Here is a 2,861-nt window from a genome sequence, read left to right on the forward strand (position 1 = left end):
TGATTCACCGCACTGCCCCGCACCACCGCCAACACCCGATGCCCCAACCGCCGCGCATCCGACAACCGCTCCACCAACAACACCCCCACCCCCTCGCCCCAGCCAGTTCCATCGGCGGTCGAGGAGAAGGCACGGCACCGACCGTCTGCTGACAGGCCCCGCTGCCGGGCGAACTCGACGAACGTGGTGGGGGTGGACATGATGGTGACCCCGCCGGCCAGGGCCATCGAGCATTCCCCCGCCCGTAGGGCCTGGCAGGCCAGGTGCAGGGCGACCAGGGACGACGAACACGCCGTGTCCACGGTGACCGCGGGACCTTCCAAGCCCAAGGTGTAAGCGATCCGGCCCGAGGCGATGCTGCTCGAGCTGCCGGTGAGGACGTAGCCCTCGACGGACTCCTGTGAACGCTCCAGGTGAATCGCGTAGTCCTGGGCATTGATGCCGGTGAAGACACCGACCGGACTGCCTTGCAGCGATCGCGGGTCGATGTGCGCCCGCTCCAGAGCCTCCCAGCTGGTCTCCAGCAAGAGCCGCTGCTGGGGGTCCATGGCCAGTGCCTCGCGGGGACTGATGTCGAAGAAGGCGGCGTCGAACTCGGCCGCGTCGTACAAGAAGCCGCCCTGCTGCGTGTAACAGGTGCCCTTGTGTGCGGGGTCGGGGTGGAAGATCCCTGCGAGATCCCAGCCCCGGTTCGTCGGGAAGTCCGCGATCGCGTCGCGTTCCGTGAGGATGAGATCCCAGAACTCCTCGGGCGTACTCACCCCTCCCGGGAATCGGCATGCCATGCCGATGATCGCGATGGACTCGTCGGCCTTGGCTGCGGGATGGAGTGCTGCTGCGCTCGCCGGGGTAGATGCCTCATCCACCAGTTGCGTCTGCAGATACTGGGCGAGCTTGGTCGGCGTGGGGTGGTCGAAGATGAGGCTGGTGGGGAGGCGCTGTTCGATGAGGGTGGTCAGCCGGTTGCGGGTCTCGACGGCCGCGAGGGAATCGAGTCCCAAATCCTTGAAGGGGCGGTCGGGGGGCACCGCGTCGATGTCGTTGTGTCCGAGGACGGTGGCCACCTGTGTCCGTACGAGACGGAGGAGCACCTCCTGCTGCTCGCTCGGGCTTCGGTCGGCCAGCTGGCGGTGCAGGGCCGTGTTGGAGGCCTGATCCATCGCCTGCCTGGAACGCGGTGTCCGGGCTTCGGCAATGTCCTGGGTGAGCGGAACGGATTCGCAACTGGCGCTCAGATTGACGGCGAAGGCGCTCCAGTCGATGTCAGCGATGATGTGGTGGGCTTCGCCCGGGGCGGCGATGGCCTGCGAGAGCGCGGTGAGCGCCGGTTGGGTGGGCATGGGGAGCAGACCTCGGCGCGCCAGGTGCCCGGTGATCTCGGCGTTGGCCAAGCCGCCCTGCTCCCAGAGCCCCCAGGCGATGCAGGTGGCGGGGAGCCCCTGGGCACGGCGGTGCTGGGCCAGAGCGTCGAGGTAGGCGTTGGCGGCGGCGTAGTTGGCCTGCCCAGGGCTGCCGAAGGTGGCGGCCGTGGAGGAGATCAGGACAAAGGCATCGAGGTTCAGATGCCGGGTGAGATTGTGCAGATGGTGGGCGGCATGTGCCTTGGGGCCCAGGACGGTCGACAGGCGATCGCTTGACTGAGTGGCCAGGGTGGCGTCGTCGAGGACGCCTGCGGTGTGAATGACGGTGGTGAGGGGGTGGGTTGGGGGGATGGTGTTGAGGAGGTTGGTGAGTTGGTTGGGGTTGGTGGTGTCGCAGGTGGTGATGGTGGTGGTGGCGCCGAGTTGGGTGAGGTGGTGGTGGAGTTGGGTGGCGTGGGGTGTGTTGGGACCTTGTCGGTTGGTGAGGAGGAGGTGGCAGTGGGGGTGGTGGGCGGCGATCCAGGTGGCGATGTGGGTGCCGATGGCTCCGGTGCCGCCGGTGATGAGGATGGTGCCGTGGGGCTTCCAGGGTTGGGGGTCGTCGAGCGTGGCGCGGCCGGTGGTTCGGACCAGACGTCGGGCGTGTAGGCCTGTGGGGCGTAGTGCGAGTTCGCGCTCTTGATGTTGGGTGGTGAGGGCGGTGGTGAGGTGGTGGAGGTGTTGTGGGGTGGGGGTGGTGGGGAGGTCGATGAGTCCGCCCCAGTGGTGGGGGTGTTCGAGTGCGGTGGTGCGTCCGAGTCCCCAGATGTGGGCTTGGGTGGGGTGGTGGAGTGGGTCGGTTGGGTGGGTGGTGGTGGCGGTTTGGGTGAGGCACCACAGGGGTGCGGTGAGGGTTGGGTGGGTGGTGAGGGTTTGGATGAGGGAGAGGGTGAGTGCGGTGCCGGTGGGGACGTGGGGGTGTTCGGGGTGGGGTTCCTCGTCGAAGGCGAGCAGCGAGAGCACGCCGTCGATGCTCACCAGGTCACGGCGTTCGGCGAGCCGTTGAGCAAGGGTTTCCGGGTCGGCACAGGAGGAGTCGAGAGTGAGCGTGATGGTCCGCGCTCCCAGGTGATGCAGGGCATCGACGATGACGCCGATGGGCGCGTCCCCACTCCGCTGAGTGGGGACGACGATGAGCCAGGTACCGGGTGACCTGGTGCCGCTCTGGGGGAGTGTGACCGGTTTCCATGTCTCGCGGTAGCGCCAGGAGTCGATGATGGCCTGGTCATCGTGGCGCTTGCGCCAGGTGGAGAGTGCCGGCAGGACTGTTTCGAGAGAGGAGTCACGGTCAATGGCCAGGGCGGAGGCCACTGCGTCGACGTCTTCGCTCTCCAACGATTCCAAGAAGCGGATGCTCGTGGTGCTCGGGGTGGGGGTGGTGGTGTTGAGCCAGTAGTGGTGGTGTTGGAAGGGGTAGGTGGGGAGGTTTGGGTGGTTGGGGTGTTGGGTGGGGGTGTGGTG

Annotated in this window: 1 protein-coding gene; it reads right to left on the reverse strand. The window is 67.2% G+C overall.

Going from position 1 to position 2,861, the window contains the following annotated elements:
- Window positions 1-2,861, reverse strand: a 2,861-nt coding sequence (locus tag ACFZDL_RS47120) for an SDR family NAD(P)-dependent oxidoreductase (protein WP_353597317.1), incomplete at both ends; no start/stop codon positions are given.

The organism is Streptomyces sp. NPDC007917 (assembly GCF_042959105.1).
In the GTDB taxonomy this organism is placed as follows: domain Bacteria; phylum Actinomycetota; class Actinomycetes; order Streptomycetales; family Streptomycetaceae; genus Streptomyces.